Genomic DNA, 21,472 nt, shown 5'->3' with positions numbered 1-21,472 from the left:
AACTATATGTATTCGTAAGTCTTATCAAATTCGTCCCTGTCGATTAGATTAAAATCGACCGATATGATCTCATCTCCCGCTTTTTCCACATCATATATCAAGACCAAATCATCTTTCTTAGCTGTAAGAAAGGTCCCCCGTAGATTTGCCTTGTAAAAAGAATCTGCTAAGCTTGGATTTACTATAAGTTTTTTCGTCTTAAGCAAGTATTTGATATTCTCATCCTCAATATCCCCATAAGTCCAAGATAAAATCTCCTGAGGATACTGGATAAAGTCATCCCCACCTATATGTATGTGATAGGATAAAAATCTATCCCTGGTATTTGGATAGGGCATATTTGAATTATCAATCTTAATGTAGTCTCCAGCACGAGCAAGTTCACCCACTCGGGCGGCCTCTATAGAAAAAACCTCATAATAGTCATCGTGCTTTTTTAATTTCCCAGATGCGATAAGCTCATCTTCCAAAGGATTTCCTCTTCCCAACTCAAAAGCCTTAACGCATACATTATATTTTTTAACTTTTTTCATCTTCGCCTCATAATAATAGTAATTTACTATGCTTTATACCTACACTTTACCTTAAACTTTAATAAAGTACTGCAAGTAAATATATAAATATATATAAATATATATAAAAAAAGAAGTAGACCGCTAAAACGGAATACTCCTTTAGTAAATCGTCATTATTCTATTTCATTTGCAGCATTTGTTCCTGCTATTCTACCAAATACGTGTATATCTAATAGAGCGTTTCCACCTAGACGGTTTCCTCCGTGTATACCACCTGTAATCTCTCCAGCAGCATACAAACCAGGTATAGGATTTCCATCTTCATCTAATACGTGGGCTTCTGTATCAATACTTACACCACCCATAGTATGGTGAACTGTTGGAATTCTCGGAGATGCATAAAATGGTCCTTGATCTAATTTTTGACCAAAAACAGTTCTTCCAAATTCTTCGTCTTCCCCTTTTTCTACCATAGTATTAAATTTATCGTGAGTATCTTTTAGATTCTGTGGGTCAACTCCAATTTTTTCGGCTAATTCTTCTATAGTATCTGCTTTAAATACCCTATTTTGTTCGATTAACTTATCGACATCCATTGCAAAATATGTCATGCCTTCATCGTTTATTGCACCAGAATTTTGAGATGTGATTAGGTAAACTTCGCCATCAGCTTGGGCAAATTCAGCTGCTGTCATTTCATCTCTTCTCTTATCTTCTGCTATAAATCTCTTACCTTCATTATTTATTAAGTAATATGATTCAACTCCTGGCCCTCTAACTGAACCTTCCAATCCTCCTGTTATTGGATCCCCTAATGGGTGGATTTGTATTTCAGTCATATCACGAAGGGCTGCCCCAGCTTCTTCAGCCATTACTAAACCATCACCTGTTATGTTTGGTGAATTTGTTGTAAGTATTGTATCTGGAATTGATGAATCGTATTTATTTACCATCTCCTTGTTTGCCCCAAAACCACCTGTTGTTAGTATTACTGATTTTGCTTTTATTTCGACAGGAGCATCTTCATTTTTTCCTCTTATACCAACGGCTTTTCCGTCTTCCATTATGATTTCCTCAGCCTTAGTATTCATGTAGAATTTAACGCCTAGTTCATCTGCTTTCTTCTTATTAGCAACTATATAATCTGTACCTGTTGCATTAACTGGTGTGTGACTCCTAGACCAAAGAGCTCCAGTGGCTGCAGTTACTTCTTCTTTCCACTCTACTCCATTTTCAGATAGCCAATTTAGAGTATCCAAACCATTATCTACCATTTCTTCTATTAAAGTTAAGTCAGCTACGTAATCTCCACCGTCATATGTCTGTAATATGTGAAGAGCGTTTGAATCAAATAGATAATCTTTAGATGGGTCATTTTCATAGTCTTCAATTTCTTTTGCAAGTTGATCCATCAATTCTTGGTGTCTGTCATTCTTAGCTTCTTTTTTAGTAAGCTCTTTAATTTTTTCCATTGAGCTTTCTGATGCTTTTGCTAAGTTTTTTTGTCTAGCTTCATCTGGTATGTTGTATGGACCACCAGCTCTTACAGTATTGCCACCAAGTCCTGGAGCTTTCTCCACAAGAATAACTGATTTTCCTTCGCTTGCGGCTGATACTGCTGCGGACAAACCAGCACCACCACCTCCAACTACAACAACGTCAGCTTCGTCGTTTATTGGATCAGTATTTCTTTTAACTTCTTTTGCTTCTAGAGCTTTTACATCTCCTCCTGCTTGTTTTACGGCATCTTTTACGGCCAATAATAAGGCATTAGATGTAACTGTCGCTCCACTTACTTTATCTACTCCTAATGATTGATTTTCTACAATCTTTTCTGGCATATATTCAATGGGAACTGTACCAATTCCTGAAGATTCACTATTTTCTACTACTTCTATGTTTGTTATTTCGTCTTCATTAAAGTCAACTTTTACTTTGATAATGTCTTTGTATCCTTCTGCCTCGGATTCATATGTACCTGGTGTGTAATTAGCATTTGAAGTTTTGCTTGTTTCTTCTTTTTGCTCTTTGTTTGAGTTTTCATCATTCTCACCATTTTCTTTTATGTCATTGTCTTGACTTTCAACCTTTTCATCTTTGTTATTATTCTGGTTATCACAGGATGAAAATATACCAAGTGACAAACACATCGCTAATAACAGCAGAAGTTTATTTTTCTTCATTGATTTCCTCCTATATATAATTTATCGCCTTTATTTTAACATAATTATAAATAAAAATAAAATTATTGTACATCATATATCAATATATTTTATTTTAATTTCTGGAAATTAGGGTAAATATTTAGTATTAAAAGTTTGCTAATAATATGTTTTAGTTTGACTTTTGTTTTATAATGATTATAATAATTAGTGTAAAGAATACAAAAAAGGAGATTTAAAATGGCATTTATTGGTAAAACACTTCCAGAATTTAATTTAGACGCTTACGATCCAAAAAAGGACGAATTTATAACAGTTTCAAACGAAGATTTAAAGAGAAAATGGACAGTACTATTATTCTATCCAGCTGACTTTACTTTCGTTTGCCCAACAGAGCTAGAAGACCTTCAAGATAATTACGCTGCTTTACAAGAACTTGGAGCAGATGTTTACGGTGTTTCTGTAGATACTCACTTTGTTCACAAGGCTTGGCATGATAACAGCGAAAGAATTAGCAAACTTGAATATCCACTAATTTCTGACTCTAACAAAGAGTTAACAAGAGAACTTGATATCCTTGATGATTCAGGAAAGGCTCTAAGAGCTACATTTGTAATCGACCCAGAAAACGTGATCCAAACAGTAGAAATCAACGCTGATGGTATCGGACGTAAGGCTGATGTTAATATCAACAAAGTTAAGGCTGGTAAATACATCGCTGCTCACCCAGGTGAAGCTTGCCCAGCTAAATGGGAAGAAGAAGGCGACGATATCCTAACACCAGGTCTTGACCTTGTAGGTAAACTATAAGATTTGAGGATTTAAAAGTAAATGTTAGATCAAAATTTAAAGAACCAGTTAGCCCAATATCTTGACATGCTCAAAACAGAAGTCACTATTGGGCTTTCTGTTACTAATGACGAAAAAAGTAATAAGGTACGTGGATTTGTAGAAGATGTTGCAAGTCTTTCTGACAAAATCACTGTCGTAGAAAAGGACCTTGCCTATACTCCAGCTTTTGAACTAAAAGGGGTATTTGACCACGGACAAATCATCTTTGCCGGTGTGCCACTTGGCCACGAGTTTGCATCCTTTGCCCTAGCAATCCTTCAAGTTGGAGGAATCGTGCCAAAGATTGATGAAGGTACAAAAAAGCGAATCCAAGCAATAGAAGATGTACAAAACCTTGAAACCATCGTATCCCTATCATGCCACAACTGCCCAGAAGTTGTTCAATCCTTCAACATAATGGCAGTTCTAAATCCAAAAATCAACCACACCATGATAGAAGGATCTATGTTCCAAGAAACTGCCGAAGATCGCGATGTCCTTGCAGTTCCAGCAATCTTTAAGGATGGAGAATTCCTTGAAGGTGGCAAGCAAACTATGGACAGCCTTCTAGAATTAATCGGAAGCAAGAAATCTTCTGATGACTTTGCCGATAAACCTGCCTTTGATGTCCTAATCATAGGTGGTGGTCCAGCAGCAGCAACTGCGGCAGTCTATGCAGCAAGAAAAGGTGTGAAAACAGGCCTTGTAGCAAGTGAATTTGGTGGACAAGTTGTAGAAACTCTTGGAATAGAAAATATCCCAGGCTTCAAATACACTGAAGGCCCAGACTTTATGGCAAATATGAAGGAGCAAGTGACTGCTCTTGATGTAGATGTTATGACAGGAGCTCTTGCAAGTGATATTAAAGAAGCAGAAAATTCATCAAATAGACTTATTGAAGTAGAACTAGATAATGGTGCAAAGATAGAATCAAGAACTGTCGTAATCGCAACAGGGGCTAGATGGAGACTATTAGGAATCCCTGGAGAGACAGAATTTAGAAACAAGGGTGTAGCATATTGTACCCACTGTGATGGCCCACTCTTTAAGGGCAAACCTGTAGCAGTAATAGGTGGAGGAAACTCAGGCATTGAAGCAACCATAGACCTAGCAGCTATGGTTGACCATGTGACAGTTCTAGAATTCTTGCCAGAGCTAAAGGCTGACCAAGTACTCCAAGATAATCTATATAGCCTAAATAATGTTACAGTAATCAAAAACGCTCAAACAACAGGCCTTTACGGTGACTCTCGACTTGAAAGGCTAGAATACACAGACCGTGAAAGTGGCCAAGAACACAGCCTAGAAGTGGAAGGTTGCTTCATCCAAGTAGGTCTTGTGCCAAACACAGAATGGCTAAAAGAATCTGAAGTTAAACTAACAGACCGTGGTGAAATCCTGGTAGATGGCGAAGGAAAAACCAGCCTAGAAGGAGTCTACGCCGCAGGAGATGCCACAAACACAGTATTCAAACAAATAGTAATAGCAGCAGGATCTGGCGCAACAGCAGCCCTTGGAGCCTTTAATTACTTGATGAGAAACTAAAACATTGTAAAGAAAAACGCCCACGCGGGCGTTTTTTATTGCTTTAATTCTATTTATCCTAATCTAAATTGAATCTTTTTACTATTGGCTATTATTTCATGATTCTAGAGCCCTAATCAAATCTTCCATATTATCATATCCTTTGACATTTGGATCATTAGCAATTCTTCTACCTTCCTCTATGGCAGCAATAGTTTCCGCATTAGGAACATCTCTCTTAACTTCAAATGGTATTCCTTGCTCTCTAATGGATGCTTTGACAAACATAGTAAGGGCCGTGGTCATATTTAATCCTAAGTCTTCGAACAATTCCTCAGCTTCTTTTTTAGTTTGTTTATCTAATCTAAAATTCACATTTGTTGTTTCCATAACCTTCTCCTTTTTTACATTGTACTTACAATGTAAGGTTTTGTAAATATAATATATACATATTTTATTACAAATTGTGTAAAGAAGTATCTAATGAATTTTGAATACAATTCATTCCTCTCATTCATCAAATAATTTTTGAATATCGTCATATTCTATCTTTTCTTTATTTTTAAAGGTATCAATCATCTCATAAATAGCTGCCATAGTAGTTTCATTTGGCATACCATAATAATCTGGAAGACCTTGATTTGCAACTGTTGTTAGATTCATTCTTATAAATTCGGAGATAGATAATCCATGTTTTGATAATTCTTTTTCAGCCTTATTTTTTGTAAGTTGATCAATCCTAGCTGATACTCTTGCTTCTTTTATACCTTCCATAAATATCCTCCTATTTTTGCCTTTTTATTATTGTGCTCCATTTGGTGTACATTTTCTATTCATCATGATGATTTGCTCCTAAATACTCTATCACCACTAACTGAGCTTGATTTAAAAATATAATTTTTATTAGTTTATTTTGACATAATTATTTTTTAAGCTCCATATAGTAATGATCAAACCCTGGATACTTTTTAATAATAAACTCAGGAGTAGCTTTGTGGTCAAAACCAAATTTCTCATAAAATCTAATAGCTCTTTTGTTTTTTGGATTTGGATTTACAAATATTATCTTTGCCCAATTTTTATAAGCCTCTTTAATCACATAATTTAAGGCATCACTAGCTATACCTTTCCCTCTAGCAAAGCTATATAGCTTTATACCTAGTTCCGCTATAGTGCAATGCATAGTATATATATTATAGTGAACTTCCCCACAAAACTTATCGTCATTATATATTGAATAATGGTTTGACTTAGGTCTATTTGAAACTACTGAATATAGCCAATTGTCCATATCATCATTAGATTTCTTAAGTCCCTCTGGAATACCTACATAAGCCATTACTTCTTTCTCGGCCCATAATTTTTGAATATTTTTTAAATCATCTTTACTTGTTTGTCTTATTTCCAACATTATAAATCCTAACTTTTAAAACATAATCTTTATCTAGTTGCTTGTGGATAATTGCAAGTCTGCCATATCGTAAATAATCAATATAGTAGTTTCTCATGGTAGGTCATTATGACTTGGAAAATCAAATTTGCCCTTATAATAAGGTTTATTCTAGATAATACTCTTCTTTATTTTTTACCTTACCATTGTAATCCTTTGGAATAAGCATCCGCACGAAAAAAAGCTGGCTTATGTCGCCAGCTTTTGATGCTTATTTTTCTTCGGCCGCTGCGTTTTGACCTGCTATTCTACCAAATACTACTAAATCTACTATAGCATTTCCGCCTACTCTGTTTGCTCCATGGATTCCACCAGTAACTTCACCTGCTGCGTATAAACCTGGTATAGGTTTGCCATCCTTATTTAAAACATGAGCATCAGTATCTATTCTTAAACCACCCATAGTATGGTGAAGTGATGGTGTTCTTGGCACTGCCACAAATGGGCCTTTTTCAATCTTATGAACAAATAATTCTCTTCCAAATTCATCTTCACTTGCGCCTTCTTCTACAAGTTCATTGTAATGATCAAAGGTTCCTTTTAGATTTTCATAAGGAACTTCTAATTTTTCAGCTAGATCTTCAAGTGTATCAGCTTTTACCCAACCATATTTACCATCTTCTAGCACATCTTTCATTGGCTCATTTTCTAAGGTAACAGCATCGTTGTCATAATCAAAATAATCTGACGAATGAATCATATACATTATTTGATCTGTTTGTTCGTATATAGCTTTAGATATAACATCACGTCTTCCATCTTCTCTTACAAATCTTTTACCTTCTTTGTTAACTATAATATCATCTTCTGCACCAGCCTTTAGAAGTCCTGTTATTGGGCCTTTCTCTGGTATACCTAGATATAAGAATTGCATTTGGTCCATATCTACAAGGTCAGCTCCTATTTCTTCGCCCATAGTAATACCATCACCAGTAATAGAACCCAAGTTAGTAGAAATTGTATTCTCATCTAAGTCAGGCCATTTTTCATCGTTTTTGTATTTTACTACCATATCGGTATTTTTTGCAAAACCACCTGTCGAAATTATAACAGCTTGATTTGCTTGAATTGTTAAATCTGACCCATCATAATTTTTAGCTTTAACACCAGTAGCTTTGCCGTCTTTCATGATAACATGTTCAGCTGTTGTCTCTGTTAAAACTTGAACATTGTTATTTTCTTTTAGAGCGTCCATAAAGGCATCTATAAATCCTGTGCCATTTGGTTTTGTAGAAAAATGTGTTCTTGGATATAGTGAACCTGCTCCTTGACCAATTTTATCTTCAAATTCCATACCTAATGATTTTAACCACTCTAGACCATCGTATGCATTCTCTGTCATCTCTTTAACTAATTCTGGGTTCGCAACTTCATCTCCAGCTTCATAAGTTTGTTCATAGAATAATTCTGGGCTATCTTCAATTCCTTCAGGCTTTTGTAGGTCTGAATCTGGGGCGTTGTATATGCCGCCTGATAAGATGGTATTACCACCAACAAAGCCATTTTTCTCAATAACTACAACTGATGATCCAGCTTTGCTCGCCTCAACTGCTGCAGCAAGTCCTGCTCCACCGCCACCAACTACTACTATATCCGCTTCGATTTCGCTTGGATATTCACGTTTTTCCTTGTATTCTTCCTTAAAATCATCAGCAACTCCAGCTTCTTCCAAAGCCTTGCCAACTGCAAGCATCATTCCTTTTGATGATGCTGTCGCACCAGTTACAGACTCAACATTTGTTGATTGGCCTTCAATTATTCTTCCACTAACTTTTTCAAGGGCAACTTTGCCAACTCCACTAGTTTCATTGTCTTCTAGGATATTGATATCAAGGATTTCTCCTTCTTCTCCCATTTCTACAGAAACTTTGACATCTCCACCATATCCTGGAGCAATTCCCTCATATGTACCACCAGTTGCTGGGCTATGTCCGCCTTCATCAACAGGTTTTTCTGCCATTTCATCTTCTGGCGTTTCTTTACCCTCTTCCTTCTTTTCTTCTTCGGTATTTACTTCTTCTGCTTTCTGTTCGCTCTTATTGTCAGTCTCTGCTGAATCATTGTTACACGACGTTAGCATTGTAATTGACAATGCAAGGGTCATCAAATACGATAAGGTTTTCTTTATCTTCATATACTTACCTCCTTATTTACCTGTATTTTAACATATTTTAGCCAAAAAATGAATACTACTAATATATAATTTTTAATTGAAAACATTTATTTGTTTTTTTAATTTATTTGTTTTCTACAGATATGTAGTATAATAAAATTGACAGTGTTAAAGAAATAACTATCAAGGAGTTACAATGAAAAATTATTTAGATTTAACAGGTGATGTAGCTATAGTTACAGGTGCCTCATCAGGACTAGGTGTACAATTTGCCAAGGCTTTGGCTAGCCAAGGAGCAAAATTGGCCCTATTTGCTAGACGTGAAGAAAAATTAAAAGAAGTAGCAGAAAATATAGAAAACGAATTTGACGTTGAAGTTAAATACTATGTGACAGATGTTACAGATTCCAAAAAAGTAAGCGAAAATGTCGGAAAAGTAATAGAAGATTTTGGCAAAATTGACATCCTAGTCAATAACGCAGGTCTAGGCCTATCAGCACCAACAACAGAAACAAGTGATGAAGATTGGCAAAAGATGATGAATATCAACGTTAATTCACTATTTTATATGGCTCGTGAAGTAGCAAAAAATATGAAAGAGAATGGATATGGCAGAATCATCAACTTAGGATCAATCCACTCAAGCGTAGCCCTTGCCAATGGTGCACTAACAATGTATACAACCACAAAAGGTGCAGTAGAAAATATGACCAAAGCCTTAGCAGTAGAATGGGCAAAAGATGGAATCACAGTAAACGCCATAGGACCAGCATACTTTGCAAGTGAAATGACAGAAAACTTATTAGAAGATGAAGCTTTCAACCAATTTATAGCAATGAGCGACCCAATGGGCAGAACTGGCAAGCCAGGCGAACTAGACACAGCCCTACTAATGTTCGCAAGCCACCACTCCTCATACACAACCGGCCAATTACTAACAGTTGACGGTGGTTGGATAGCAATTTAAGGCATAGCATTAATTTAGGTAAAGTTTCGTCCAAGCTATCTTATGAGTCGTACATACTTTCAACGTTATATGTTCTAATCTTATACCAGCATATTCCAAAAACTTTAATACGTATTTTTTAATAATTATTTATAAAACAAGCATTTACCCAATTATATTCGAATTAAGGAAATTATTTGTATATCTATTATAGTAATTTCTTCATTAATTATCATAATTATAAATAATTAATTGAATAATAAGATCTTAGTATTTGGAAATCGAATAGGGGCTAAGATCTAGCCCCTTTCACACCACCGTACGTGCCGTTCGGCATACGGCGGTTCAATATTTTCTTGTATTATATTATTTATTTCTGATGCAACTATTTAACTTTATTCTTTTTCTATCCAAACCTTGAGAAATGAATACGTCATTTCTTGTATTCCATCAAGTCATAGTGCATCCTTTTCAAATATTACAATAAATATTGTTCCTCCCTTCGCTCCATTTCCATTACAGAAACTTCTTCGCTACTATGGATTCTGCTGACTTCTCACTATTCGTTGTTACTACTGCTTCGCTAGTGAGACCTCACGGGATAAGCCCTAATACTTTCATCGTTTACTTGCAGAATTTAAGCCTTGGGTTTACGGTTACCTTTTGGGTCTTTGCTATCTTAAGCTAGCTTGCCCACCTGTTACGCCTTGTATTCTGTTCCTGTTCGTCAAGCCACGATTTCGCTACTCGTTCTTCTCTCCTAGATGTCACCATCTAAAACTTGCAAGTCGCTGTTAGATTCGACGGTAACTACGCTCCGTAGGGATTTACACCCTAGCATTAGAACATGCCCGTCATACCAAAAAAAGGATGCGAAAATTTCAATTCGCATCCTTTTTATTGTCCTAAATTCCACCCTCAAAACTTGTATCTTCGTTATCATTATTCATAACAAAATATGAAACTCCATCCTTGGCAACTCTGATAGCTTCATCGGCATATGATTTTACATTACTTTCTAAATTGGAAAGTTCATAGGCTAGTTGGAAGTTAAGACCTGAAAATACCATAACTCTTTGATCTTCATTAGTTAAAGTAACTGCAGTATTGTAAGGAGTTCCTCCTGCAATATCTGTTGCAATAGCTAATGAATCATATTTTTCCAGCATTTCTGAAATAATTTCTTTTAATTTAACTTTATATGCATCAACCCTGTCTCCCTCAAAATCTATGGCTCTTACATTGTCAAGATCTCCAACCACTAAATTTAGACCACTTTTAAGTCCAGACGCATACTGTCCATGCCCTGTTAAAATTAACCCAATCATTCAATCTCCTATCTATATATATCTAAATCTTGCTGTCCATTTAAAACAATTGCTCTAGCATGAAATTTGATTCCCTCTACATTGAATACTCTTGGAGAATCAGTAATCTCTTCAAAAACATTTACAATTATTTCATTTTTATTCCTAATAGCTAAAGCTTGTTTATCACTTAAATATTCTTTATTTCTTTTTACCTTCACAAATTCGTAATCTTCAACGTTTCCAAATACCATACATTGAGTATAAGTATCAGTAAAATTCTCGGAAATCTTTACCTTTAGGCAACTATCTAATTTATTATATTCTGGAGAAAAATATCCACCATCTTCCAACATGTATTGCTTATTAGTCAAGAAATTTTTTCTATTAATACCTTCAGCCAACAATTCCATTTTAACTTCATGATTTCCACTACACTTTACCTGATCAAAAACAATTAAGTCACCCTCTTTTAAATAGAATATTCTTCTCTTTACAAAAATATTCCTATTATCATCAAAGTAGCTCATTTCTACAAATGTATTCTTATCTTTTTTCACATATATTGGGTTGATAATAGGGTAATAATTTGTTTGCCAAGAGGAAACATATCCCATCGATGAAATGCCATCAATAACTAAGTTGTTGTGAGAAAATAGTTTAAAGTATTTTCTATCCTTACCTTCCTTGTAGGTGTATCTTCCACCATCCAATATTTTTAATTTTTTATTCTGATAATTAAAATGAGTAAAGTCAGCATGAGTATGATTTGAGCTCATAGACTGATTATAGCATGATAAATATGAATTGCTGTTTTTTTCTACATATAGTCCGTAGTTTTCAAAAAGTTTATATTTTTCACAAACTATTTTTTCTTCAAATATTTCCTCATATCTCCTAATTAAAAATCTTATATCAGTAAGATCTGAATCTCCATTATTTATTTGCTTGTACGATAAATCACTAGTTAGCTTTGTTGTTTTTGCAATACTTTTAATGTTCTCTTTAAAACTTATTTTATATCCATGGCTCTTTTCAAAATCACTTAATCTCAATAACCATAACAACATGAAATTATGATATCCTATGCATTTTTCCCAATGAATAGAAGAATCATCAATGTATTGGATGGCAAGCATATCTTTTAATTTTTCTATTGACTTATCATACATTTCTTTATTGTTAAAATAAATTCCAGCTACTGCTATGGCGATAACTTGTACTAAGCCCCAATTACTCAAATAATATTTTTCAATATAATTATTTTCCAAAAAATAAATTTGTTCCACCAAACTTTTTCGGAGTTTCTTCATAAATATTTCGTCATCTATTTTTCTATTGGAAACAAAATTTATAAAATGATATATCCTCATTCCAGTATCTAGTGTTCTTGTCATTTTAGATGGTTTGAGTTCGACATTATCTATCCAATCATTTATAAGATATAATCCCTTGTTTATATATGCCTCATTCTTGGTTTCCCTATATGCCCTATCTAAAAGATCTAGGTAAGAAAATCGATTTAGCATATAAGTCCACTCATCATCTCCATTTGGAGAAAAATCCCAAACTAGAGGATGATTTTTTACCTCTAGCTTACATTTTTCCATATCTCCATCTTCATCGAATACAAATATATCATTTAATATTAATTTAGCCTTGTATAAATCATCCATTATATTACCTTGCTCAATATAGAATTTTTACTTATTTTCATAGCATTTCCATCTTCTAATTTTATTATGACAGTTTCTCCTTGAATTTCAGAAACATGACCGTAAATACCAGCAACTGTAATTATCTTATCTCCACAGGATACATCTATGGATTTTTCATCAATTTTTATCGATTCTTCTAATCTTTTTCTAGCCTCGTATTTATCAATTGCTAAATAAATCCAAAAGCTAAAATACATCACTAAAATTATAAACCAATCTTTTTTAGTCATATTATTCGATTACCGGAGCCTTAGGAGAAATCAATCCTAATGTTGATCCAATAATTGCTACTATTACAGTTAGGATGATTACTTTGTAAGTTGTCCAGCCTTTTTTCTTAACTAACCAGTATACAAAGCCAGTCCATAATACTGGCAAAAGTTTTGGTGCCATCCCATCAATCATTGACTGAATAGCAACATTTTGTGTTTGCTCACCTATCTCTTTTACATAGGTAATAGGTATGCTTATTTTAACAAATTGTGTAACAAGTGCTGAAATTACTGCAACACCTACAATACTTGCTGCGCTAGTTATTTTTTCCATTTTTTCAGAGAAATCACTTACTACAGATACTCCTACCTTGTAACCTGCCTTTCCCATGCTAAGTTTAAGAACAAGAAGAATTACATTAATAGTAATAAAGAAAAATACTGGCGCTAAATTATTTCCTGCTGCAGCCATTGAAGCAAATATTGTCGATAGTAAAGGAGCTAATAGAAATTGAGATATTGAATCTCCTATACCTGCCAAAGGCCCCATCAAGGCCATCTTCATATCTTGTATTTGATCTTGCTCTACTCCTCCCTCTTCCATGGCTAATTGTACACTTGATACAAATGGAACTAGCTGAGGATTTGTGTTATAAAACTCAAGGTTTGACAACATTGATTTTTTATATGCTTCCTTATCGTTAGCATGAATCTTTTTTAGCGCTGGTCTCAATACATTTGCATAACCTGTACCTTGATAATTTGAGTAGTTAAATCCATTTTGCAAAATATACGCTCTAAGAGAAGCTCTTGTATAGTCTGAACTTGTTAATTTTTTCTTATTTTGATTAGATTCCATCTGTAAACTCCATCCTTTCATCACTTTCTTCTGCTACTTCTAAAGCTTTTTTATCAGATTTTCTTTGATACTCATAAATCGCGAAAAATGTTGCAAATGCCGCAACTCCCATCAATGGCATTTCAAGATATGCAGCTAGTATATAACCTAGTAGTACAAAAGCTACATTCTCTTTTCTTATCATATTAGATAAAATCATAGCAAAACCAACTGCTGGTATCATTGCTCCAGCCATTGAAAGACCATTTGTTATAAACTCTGGAATCATATTTACCATTTGATTGATTGATGAGGTTGATATAGCTGCTACAAAACCAATTATTGCTCCAATTAATAGTTGTAATAAGAACGATAGATTAGCATATAATGTAAATTTTTTATCATTATCTTCTACTATTGCTTTTTTAGCTAAAGATGGTGAAAAGCTCATTAATGTATTTATTGCTGTAATTGCAAATTGTATTGCAATTGCAAATGGTATAGATAGAGAAAATGCTGTTTGTCCATCTATACTTGGATTAGTAATAGCAAGGAGCGCCCCAAAGATTCCTGGTCCTAGAGGAGATGGTGGTATTGTTCCACCTGGTGATACACCAAATCCCATAAATGCTAGTTCACCTATTGCTCCTACTGTTAATGCTTTAGGTACATCACCTAAAATTAATCCTATCCCAAAAGAAAGGACAAGTGATCTGTTACTATAAATTCCGAGTAAGGAACCTGCTAATGCTAAACCAGTCCATAATGCAATTAATAATGCTTGTACTAATGTAATTTCCATGTTTTACTCCTACTATAAATAATCATTTATATCTACTTCTTTAGATCCGTCAGAGCCTGATGGTGTGGATCTTGTATTAAACGAAATATTGTAATCATCTCTCATTTTTCTTAAGTTATCTTTATCACTTTCGCTTAAATAAATAGCTCTAGTGATTCTTTCCTTGCCTTCACCATCGTGAATATTTCCAATGTTAACTTCTTTTATTGGTATCCCTGATTTAATAATTTTCATTGCATCTTGAGTATTACCTACAACAATAAAGAACTTTTGTCTAGGACTTGCTTTATCAAATATACTAATAAATTTATCAACACCATAAAAACTAACTGCAATAGACTTATCGATCATAGCCTTCATCAAATTTTGTTGAACTGGATCATTTGCTGCTTTATCATTTACGCATATCACTGAATTGGCTCCGCAGTGTCTTATCCAAATTTGTCCTTGTCCATGAAGTAATCTCTCGTCTATTCTAAATAATAAAATTTCTGCTCCCATATTAACCTCCTATTATTTCTTTTAATACTTTAGCATCTTCTCTAAACTGTTCAATACTATCACCTTCAACGAATTCCAATAAATAAGCTCTATCGTCTCCAAGTTTATCCACATAACTCTTCCACTCATCTCTTGCATCTTTTAGAGGATATCTATTAAATTCATCATCCCAATTAAATACATGGACATTTGAGATTTTATCCTTTAATATATCTATAGCTTCGAGTCTTTCACTTGTATCATTTCCTGCCTGGGGCTGCCAATACATATATAGATTATCTTTATCTATATCGGTTAATAACTTTTTAGCTGATTTAGTAGTATCCGTAAGAGTTTTTCTATGATTTTCAAAATTTATATTAATATTTTTGTTCTTGGCTTTATCGCAGATTTCTTTGCTTACCCTAATAAATTTCTCATAATCCAAAGCTGATATTTCTTTTGAACTAATTCTTTTAGCCCAAATCCTGACATCCTTAGCACCTAAAACTTCTGCGGTTTCTAAGACTAAATTTATGTCATCATCTTCTTTATATTTAAAATATGACCCATAAGAATAAAAGATATTGTTTTTTTGACATATATTTTTTATTCTTTCTGCCTTCTCAAAATCTCCAGGAGGTAAGTGAATATCAGCTCCCCATTCGATGAAGTTTAGACCATTTTCAATAGCTATGTCTACAATTTCATCTACACTTTTATCTCTGAATGTGACTGAGCATAAACCAATTAATTTCATTATGCCATCCTCCTAAAATCTTCATGAGAAATTTTATATTTTAATTCTCTACCATTTATATACCTTATTAACTCCTCGTACATCATCTCTCCCATAAGATACGTCTCATTTCCTATAGAGCCAGCTATGTGTGGCGATAAGATAATATTATCCATATCATATAATGAAGAATCTTTGCTTAAAGGTTCTGGGTCAGTAACATCTAATATTGCCGTAAGATCACTTCTACTAGTAAAAACTTTTATTAGGTCTTCAGTATTAATAATTTTTCCCCTAGCTGTATTTATAAATGAAGCATTTTCTTTCATTCTTGAAAACTGCTCAATAGTAATCATACCTTCTGTTTCTTTAAGTAATGGAGAGTGAAGGCTGATTACATCGCATTTATCAAATATTTCATTGAGTTCTGCCTTGATGAGACCTTCTTTTTTGAAAAAATCTTCATCATAAAATGGGTCGTATACATAAATATTGTTGTCAGAAAGATATTTTAAATTATTTATAACAGCTTGACCAATCTTACTATAAGATATTATTCCTATATTTCTTTTATAAAAACCTTTCGACAAATTATAAACATCTAATTTGTTTTTTCTTTCGCTTTTACCTATAGATGTTAACTTAAAAAAGTCTTTCAACAACAATTGAATTAAACTTGTAGTGTACTGAGCAACGGGAATTGCATTTGCTGAACTTGCAGATGTAATATCTACATCTCTCTCCCACATATAGTCAGTTTGGACTTTTTTAATTGATCCTGCCCCATATAAAACTAACTTAAGCTTCGGCATAGCATCTAAAGCTATTTTATCCATGGGCACTGCTCCCCAACCAGAAAATACGAAATCAACATCACTTAAATTCACAGCTTCTGCAATCGAATCAAATCTGCCTAATACTTCAACTTCTTTCTTTATTTTTTCTAAGCACTCATCAGAATATATACGTTTATAGTTCTCCTCGCTTAGCAAAAACACTGCCTTCATTTTATAAACCTCTCCCTTTGTCTAAATATTCCTTCCATTGAATCTCAAAGGGATAATTATTAGATGGGATTTCTCTAATTTTTTCCCAATCAAATGTACATTCCTCCCCGTCAAACTCTACTGTTTGAATTTCATTTACAAATTTACCTTCTGAATTAAAATCTATATCTTCTTCAAAATATATACTACCTCCTATTTTTGCATCTATTTTTTTATAATAATCTAACATAGCCTCTAAGTAAACTAATTGAGAAATAATTATATCATAATACTCGAATGCTTTTATAAGTTCGTTATTATTTATTTTAACCAAATCATAAAAATTTTTATAAGTATATCTACGCTTAAGTATTAGTTCTTTAATCGCTTTTATATTCCTAAAAGCTGCTGCACTTGCTGTCATTTCAGCTTGTGCTTGTCTTATAAGCTCATATATGTTGCTTTCATTAGAGATTAACTTATAAAATTCTCCTATAAATTCACTTGCTTGTTTATAATGATCTCTTATAGGTGTTATTCTTCTGGTAAGACTTATCTTATCGCTTGCCCTTTTTGATCCAACTTGACCTGCATTTAATGCAGATCCACCCGGCCTATAAATCCCATGACTTCCTGCAACTTCACCTACCGCATAGAAGTTTTTTATATTAGTTTCATAGTCCTTGTCAATATAAAGACCTCCATTGTTATGTTGTGCACAAATTGAAATCTCTAAGGATTGTTTCTTTAAATCAACTCCATGGTCTAAATAAAAATCATAGGCTCTTTTGTTCATTTTTATTAATCTATCAATAGGTCTAGGAAGGTCCGCATTATTTTTTAATATATATTCTCTAGCCTCATCGTCTAATTTATTAAATTCGATCTCCTTATATGAAGGATTTTCCCTAAAATCTATGAAGACTCTTCTTTTCTTATTTATTTCTTCCTTATATACTAAATAGTCAATTAAAGATGACCCCTTTATTTTTCTAACATCAAATGGCCATTGGTATCCTTTTAAAAAAATATTTTTCAAAAGTTCATTGAAATCTTCATACTCCTCTGCCAAGAAATCATGTTCTTTACCTTCTTGATCTAGAGAGTAAAATCTAGGCATTGCTTGCATATAAGTACCTGATACATTCCACTTAGGATTTAATGATGACATTCCATATTGAAAATGAGTTAAATTCATTCCCATGACTCTAGCTTCAAAAGCAAGTCCGCTAGCTCCCTTTTGACCATGAGGATAGACATTGTTTGCGTAGATGTTAGCTGGCCCTCCTGTAGCATATATGATATTATTTGCTTCAATTAGGTAGAAATTATCCTTATGTAAGCATAAGATAGAATCAAAAGCATTATCTGATGTGAAAATTTTAATAACTTTAAAATGATTTAAAATTTTTATTCCATAGTCAGATGCTCTTTTTTCTAATTTTTCAGTCATTTGCTTTGACGTATATGGGCCAGCTGAAGTAGCTCTTTTGTTTGGGTCATGGTCAGTTTTATAAGCTATATACTCCCCATAATCATTAAAAGGAAACTCAACTCCTAATTCAACAAGATTCATAAATGCCCTAACTGATTCGCTTGCTTCAACTTTTGCTATATCTCCGTGCATTTGTAGACCATCAACATACACCTTAGCCATCTTATCTACCGAGTCTAAATCAGATGATTCTAAGGATAATTTATAATATGTCTGCTTATCAGAACCTGCATTTCTGCTAGTTCCCATATTAATGTCTTCTGTTACTATAGCTATGTTTTTTACTCCTCTTTCGAAGAGTCTATTTGCTGCATTAAAACCGGATGCTCCAGAACCAACGATTATTGCATCAAACTTTTCTCTATAGAGTTTGTAAAGTGTATCCGCCGTCAACTTTTATCACCTGCCCTGTCGTATATTTGAATTTAAATTCAGCGAGAGCGCTAACTGCTAATGCTATATCTTCTGGATAACCCCATCGTCTAATCGGAGTTATTCCTTCATTAAATAACTTATCATACTTTTGCTCAGCTATTTTAGTCATATCAGTCTTTATAATTCCAGGTTGAATTTCATAAACATTAATCCCGTACTCTGCAAGTCTACTTGCATACAATTTAGTAATCATTGATATGGCAGCCTTAGATATGCAATAATCTGCCCTATCGACGCTTACTACAGATGATGATATTGATGAAATGTTAATGATACACTTATCTGTGTTTTTATCGCTAATCATTCTTTTAGCTATATCTTGAGTCAAGAAAAACATAGCCTTAGTATTAATTTCAAATAGTCTATCAATGCTTTCCTCAGATACTTCAAGTATGTCCTCTCTTACCTTCGGAGCAACTCCTGCATTGTTTACTAATACATTTATTGACTTAAATTTTTCGTAGACCTTGGATACAAATTGTTTCCTATCATCAATATTTGAAATATCTCCCTTGAAATAAAAGATACTTTCAGGATCATAAATATCGCTAAATTCTTCATAATCTTTTATATCTCTTGTTCCAAAAGCGCATATTTTGTAACCATCAACTAAGAGCTGTTTTGTAATGCCCAAGCCAATACCCCTAGTTGCACCAGTAACAATCGCTACTCTACCAATCATTTGTCTAGCTCCTTTAAATACTTACCATATGTCTCTTTGTTTCTAACAACACATCCTGCAGGTAAGAAATTAGCCTTAAGCTTTGAGCATAATCCACAAGTAATACAAACTTTATCCTTATCAAGACAAGCATTTGTCAAAATATCATTAGCAAGATCAGGATATGCTAAAACCTCTCTTCCAAAACCAGCAAGTTTGATATCGTTATTTTTTATTTCATTTTCAGCAACATTTGCCGCAAATTGCCTAAAGAAAGTATAACCAACCCCTACAAAGAATATTTCCGGAAACTTTCTCTGTAATGTTCTACTCATTTCGAATATCCTATAAGAGGAAGTAAAAGGATCTTCTATATCTTCATTTTTTTTCAAATCAGAAGGCTTATTAACATAAGGAATATAGTAAGGGTTTCCTAAAGTCAAAGATATAAGTTTTACTCCACGATCTCTCAATAAATTAATAAGCTTTTGAGTTTCTTCTAGGTCATATTGGAGGTTTTCTGTAGTAGAAAATCCATTTTCCGTCAAATCTGCCATGTTAAGCCTTATAGCTATATCTAAATCTTGACATTCTGAATTAGACTTTATCATATCAATAGTTTCCAATAAGAACCTACTCCTATTAGAAAAACTTCCCCCATAATTTCCTGACCTATCAAATGCGGAAAGAAGTTCAGACAATAGATAGCCATGACAAGATTTTATATCGACCGCATTGAATCCACATTTTTTCGCAAGCTTAGCTGCATTCAGGTAATCGTTTTTTAATTTATCAAGATAATCATCAGTTACTAATTTCCTATCACTCTCTATCCCTCTTTTTTCATCCAGAAGTCTTCTATGAGTTGCTATTTGTGCATTTTCTTTTTTATTATGATTTGAATATCGTCCAGAATGATTTAATTGAAGAACTGTATAGGCTTCTTTTTTATATGAGGATTGTTTTGATGCTTTTTTTATATCTTCATTTAATCTTTTAAATTCATCATAATTATCTTCGTTGATGATTAATTGATTATCATTGCTCATTCCTTCTCGATTGACAGACGTAGCCTCAAGCCATATAAGGCCGTATCCACCACTGGCAACATTTATGTATTTATCCCTAGTAAGTTTTGTAGGTGCTCCATTAACTGCATCCACACCTTCCATTGGTAAAGCTACTATCCTATTAGCTAATATAAAATCACCAAGCTTAATTGGAGAAGTTAACTCTGTAACGTTTTCTGAAGCAGCTAAATTAAACTTATTAATCTCATTATTTAAATCATTTAATGTCTCGAAGCTAAACCTTCTTTTATTAAACTCCATACATCCTCCTCTTTAATTGCGATTATAACATAGTAAAGTAAATATAAAGATAGTAATTTTTGTAATTCTATTTACATTTCTTGTATTTAGGAGGATAGTTTGGAAGATAATATAAATATTTATTACACTGAAAATAAGAATAATATTGAAAATACACATTATCATAATAATGTAGAGCTTATTTTTATAACAAGCGGAAGTAGTACTTTTTTGATAGAAAATAAGAAAGTATTAGCAAATAAAAACTCTTTGGTTGTTATATCCAACCTTGAAAAGCACTCTATGATTATCAATACTTATCCCTATAAGCGATATGTTGTAAATATTGATAATATATTAAAAATAAATCTATTACCTTCAGAAATATACATCAAAATTTTCCAAAGTAGGCCTATAGATTTTCCATATGTATTTAATTTGACAAATACTGAAGCAAAAGAAGTTGTGAATCTATTCGATATTTTAATCAATGAGGAACCTAAACTTATATTATCTTCCCATTATTCCAATCTTATTTTCAACCAAGTTATGATTATTATATTTAGATCTAACGAATACTTTTTCAAGAGAGAAAGAGAAGAATTTGAAGAAATAATATACAAGATTCAAGACTACATAAATGAGTACTATATGGAAGATATAAATTTAGAAATGATAGAGAGAAAGTTTTATATAAATAAATATGAAGTAAGTAGACATTTCAAAAAAATAACAGGTTATAATTTTAAAACTTATATAATATTAGTAAGAATGTCTAAAGCAAAAGACTTGCTAATAAATACAAATCAAACCATAGATACAATATCTAAACAAATAGGTTATAAGTCTCAGAGTATATTCATTAGAATGTTTAAAAAATACGAAAATATGACTCCAACTAGATATAGAAATATTTACAAAAATTATAGAAATTAAAAAATAAGCATA

At 33.2% G+C, this 21,472-nt stretch carries 21 protein-coding genes; 4 read left to right on the top strand and 17 right to left on the bottom strand.

Features of this window, described 5'->3' with window-relative positions:
* Positions 1–2: 2 nt before the first annotated feature.
* Together BN38_RS04115 and BN38_RS04110 are read right to left on the bottom strand one after the other, a co-directional pair.
* Positions 3–533: a hypothetical protein gene (locus BN38_RS04115; RefSeq protein WP_044565730.1), complete on the bottom strand. Its 531-nt coding sequence runs from the start codon at positions 531–533 to the stop codon at positions 3–5.
* Positions 534–688: 155 nt separating this feature from the next.
* Positions 689–2,698 carry a flavocytochrome c gene (locus BN38_RS04110; RefSeq protein WP_084593743.1) on the bottom strand — a complete coding sequence of 670 codons (2,010 nt, stop codon included), beginning with the start codon at positions 2,696–2,698 and terminating at the stop codon, positions 689–691.
* A gap of 219 nt (positions 2,699–2,917) precedes the next feature.
* Between BN38_RS04110 and BN38_RS04105 the strand changes: the two genes are divergently transcribed.
* Both BN38_RS04105 and ahpF read left to right on the top strand, forming a co-directional pair.
* A complete protein-coding gene (locus tag BN38_RS04105) occupies positions 2,918–3,487 on the top strand; it encodes a redoxin domain-containing protein (protein ID WP_044565729.1) in 570 nt (189 codons plus the stop codon).
* 21 nt (positions 3,488–3,508) lie between these two features.
* Complete coding sequence (gene ahpF, locus BN38_RS04100) at positions 3,509–5,053, top strand: alkyl hydroperoxide reductase subunit F (RefSeq protein ID WP_044565728.1); 1,545 nt, start codon at positions 3,509–3,511, stop codon at positions 5,051–5,053.
* Positions 5,054–5,149: 96 nt separating this feature from the next.
* Here ahpF and BN38_RS04095 read toward each other — a convergent pair whose 3' ends face one another.
* The 4 genes from BN38_RS04095 to BN38_RS04080 form a co-directional block, all read right to left on the bottom strand.
* The gene (locus BN38_RS04095; RefSeq protein WP_044565727.1) at positions 5,150–5,422 is read right to left on the bottom strand and encodes a type II toxin-antitoxin system RelB/DinJ family antitoxin; all 273 of its coding nucleotides are present in this window, start codon (positions 5,420–5,422) and stop codon (positions 5,150–5,152) included.
* A 120-nt stretch (positions 5,423–5,542) separates the two neighbouring features.
* Positions 5,543–5,806 carry a type II toxin-antitoxin system RelB/DinJ family antitoxin gene (locus tag BN38_RS04090; RefSeq protein ID WP_044565725.1) on the bottom strand — a complete coding sequence of 88 codons (264 nt, stop codon included), beginning with the start codon at positions 5,804–5,806 and terminating at the stop codon, positions 5,543–5,545.
* Positions 5,807–5,954: 148 nt separating this feature from the next.
* The gene (locus tag BN38_RS04085; RefSeq protein ID WP_049944439.1) at positions 5,955–6,443 is read right to left on the bottom strand and encodes a GNAT family N-acetyltransferase; all 489 of its coding nucleotides are present in this window, start codon (positions 6,441–6,443) and stop codon (positions 5,955–5,957) included.
* 250 nt (positions 6,444–6,693) lie between these two features.
* A complete protein-coding gene (locus BN38_RS04080) occupies positions 6,694–8,616 on the bottom strand; it encodes a flavocytochrome c (RefSeq protein ID WP_049944438.1) in 1,923 nt (640 codons plus the stop codon).
* A 175-nt stretch (positions 8,617–8,791) separates the two neighbouring features.
* Here BN38_RS04080 and BN38_RS04075 point away from each other — a divergent pair, with 175 nt between their 5' ends.
* Positions 8,792–9,562: an SDR family NAD(P)-dependent oxidoreductase gene (locus BN38_RS04075; protein WP_044565723.1), complete on the top strand. Its 771-nt coding sequence runs from the start codon at positions 8,792–8,794 to the stop codon at positions 9,560–9,562.
* Positions 9,563–10,446: 884 nt separating this feature from the next.
* Here the strand turns inward: BN38_RS04075 and BN38_RS04070 are convergent.
* From BN38_RS04070 to BN38_RS04020, 11 genes are read right to left on the bottom strand one after another with little or no spacing between them, the layout of a single operon-like run.
* Entirely contained in the window at positions 10,447–10,869 is a 423-nt protein-coding gene (locus tag BN38_RS04070) for a PTS sugar transporter subunit IIA domain-containing protein (protein ID WP_044565722.1), read from the bottom strand.
* 8 nt (positions 10,870–10,877) lie between these two features.
* Entirely contained in the window at positions 10,878–12,524 is a 1,647-nt protein-coding gene (locus BN38_RS04065) for a heparinase II/III family protein (protein WP_044565721.1), read from the bottom strand.
* Complete coding sequence (locus tag BN38_RS04060; protein WP_044565720.1) at positions 12,524–12,796, bottom strand: preprotein translocase subunit YajC; 273 nt, start codon at positions 12,794–12,796, stop codon at positions 12,524–12,526. Before BN38_RS04060 ends, BN38_RS04065 begins: the two co-directional genes overlap by 1 nt.
* Position 12,797: 1 nt before the next feature.
* Positions 12,798–13,637, bottom strand: coding sequence for a PTS system mannose/fructose/sorbose family transporter subunit IID (locus BN38_RS04055; protein WP_044565719.1), 840 nt, complete (start codon positions 13,635–13,637; stop codon positions 12,798–12,800).
* Positions 13,627–14,418: a PTS mannose/fructose/sorbose/N-acetylgalactosamine transporter subunit IIC gene (locus BN38_RS04050; protein WP_044565718.1), complete on the bottom strand. Its 792-nt coding sequence runs from the start codon at positions 14,416–14,418 to the stop codon at positions 13,627–13,629. The genes BN38_RS04055 and BN38_RS04050 overlap by 11 nt, the downstream gene beginning before the upstream one ends.
* A gap of 12 nt (positions 14,419–14,430) precedes the next feature.
* On the bottom strand, positions 14,431–14,919 hold the full coding sequence (locus tag BN38_RS04045) for a PTS sugar transporter subunit IIB (protein ID WP_044565717.1): 489 nt from the start codon (positions 14,917–14,919) through the stop codon (positions 14,431–14,433).
* Position 14,920: 1 nt separating this feature from the next.
* Positions 14,921–15,658, bottom strand: a complete 738-nt coding sequence (locus BN38_RS04040) for a sugar phosphate isomerase/epimerase family protein (protein ID WP_044565716.1) — start codon at positions 15,656–15,658, stop codon at positions 14,921–14,923.
* A complete protein-coding gene (locus BN38_RS04035) occupies positions 15,658–16,644 on the bottom strand; it encodes a hydroxyacid dehydrogenase (protein WP_044565715.1) in 987 nt (328 codons plus the stop codon). Before BN38_RS04035 ends, BN38_RS04040 begins: the two co-directional genes overlap by 1 nt.
* Position 16,645: 1 nt before the next feature.
* On the bottom strand, positions 16,646–18,511 hold the full coding sequence (locus tag BN38_RS04030; protein WP_044565714.1) for an FAD-dependent oxidoreductase: 1,866 nt from the start codon (positions 18,509–18,511) through the stop codon (positions 16,646–16,648).
* Positions 18,480–19,235, bottom strand: coding sequence for a 3-ketoacyl-ACP reductase (locus tag BN38_RS04025; protein ID WP_044565713.1), 756 nt, complete (start codon positions 19,233–19,235; stop codon positions 18,480–18,482). Before BN38_RS04025 ends, BN38_RS04030 begins: the two co-directional genes overlap by 32 nt.
* Positions 19,232–20,545 carry an oxidoreductase gene (locus BN38_RS04020; RefSeq protein ID WP_044565712.1) on the bottom strand — a complete coding sequence of 438 codons (1,314 nt, stop codon included), beginning with the start codon at positions 20,543–20,545 and terminating at the stop codon, positions 19,232–19,234. Before BN38_RS04020 ends, BN38_RS04025 begins: the two co-directional genes overlap by 4 nt.
* A gap of 99 nt (positions 20,546–20,644) precedes the next feature.
* On the opposite strand from BN38_RS04020, the gene BN38_RS04015 reads away from it, so the two are divergent.
* The gene (locus BN38_RS04015; RefSeq protein ID WP_044565711.1) at positions 20,645–21,460 is read left to right on the top strand and encodes an AraC family transcriptional regulator; all 816 of its coding nucleotides are present in this window, start codon (positions 20,645–20,647) and stop codon (positions 21,458–21,460) included.
* Positions 21,461–21,472: the final 12 nt, after the last annotated feature.

The sequence above is a fragment of the Anaerococcus provencensis genome, assembly GCF_000312365.2.
Classification (GTDB): Bacteria; Bacillota; Clostridia; order Tissierellales; family Peptoniphilaceae; genus Anaerococcus; species Anaerococcus provencensis.
This window is presented reverse-complemented; position numbering and strand designations above follow the sequence as displayed.